This window comes from Bacillus pseudomycoides DSM 12442 (assembly GCF_000161455.1).
Classification (GTDB): domain Bacteria; phylum Bacillota; class Bacilli; order Bacillales; family Bacillaceae_G; genus Bacillus_A; species Bacillus_A pseudomycoides.
On sequence record NZ_CM000745.1, the window covers coordinates 5093065 to 5094025 of the forward strand.

Sequence of the window (961 nt, forward strand, 5' to 3'; positions counted from 1 at the left end):
TAAATTTTTCCTCTGTGAGTTCCAGACGATTAGCATAGCCACGAGCAAGACTCTTTCCTCCGATATAGAGATCTCCAATCACACCCACTGGCACCGGCTGAAGGTGAGAATCTAACACATATACTTCTGTATTCGCAATCGGTCGACCAATCGACGGAGTACCTGTTGTCATTCCTACAGGCACATAACAATCAGTGGTAACGACGGTATTTTCCGATGGACCATACTGATTAATCACCGTAAAAGGGATTTGTTCAGATGGATACTGTGTTAACTGATCTCCTCCCGTAATGATAAAACGGAGATCCGTCTTCTCTGGCCAAGATAATTTCAAGAGTCTTTCCAGAATAGGTGTAGGCGCAAAGCTAGCCGTAATCCGTGAATCAATGAGCCAATCTCGTAGAGCCTCCGGATTGATTCGCAACTCTTCTGTCGACAGGTATAGTGCTGCACCAGCAGTGAGATAAGGCCAAATCTCCTGGACGGCTGAGTCAAAGGCAATCCCCGCAATTTGAGTCGCACGATCCTGTTCTGTAATTTGGTATACCGCTTGATGCCAAGAGACCATATTCATCAATGACCGATATTCGACCATGACACCCTTTGGCTTTCCTGTGGAACCAGAGGTGTAGACGATATAAGCTAAGTGCTCGGGTTTCACTTGCCGCTTCGGTGCGATCACGCTTTCATCTGTTATTTCTTCTAATCTCACCGTTTCGACCTGCTCAGAAAGGCTTTCTTGCGCTGCTGTCGTCACTACGATTTGGATCCCTGCATCTTCAATCATGTATTGTAACCGTGATTTCGGATACAACGGATCTAGAACGACATAGGCCCCGCCAGCTTTTAATATGCCAAGTAAACTTGACATGAGCTCAGCCGATCTCGGGAGGTAGACACCCACAACTGATTCAGGACCAACCCCTTTTCTCTGCAAAACATGTGCCAACTGATTTGCCCG

Annotated in this window: 1 protein-coding gene; it reads right to left on the reverse strand. The window is 46.7% G+C overall.

Annotated elements, in window-relative coordinates; translation table 11 throughout:
- Nucleotides 1-961, reverse strand: a 961-nt coding sequence (locus BPMYX0001_RS25785) for an AMP-binding protein (protein ID WP_033799398.1), incomplete at both ends; no start/stop codon positions are given.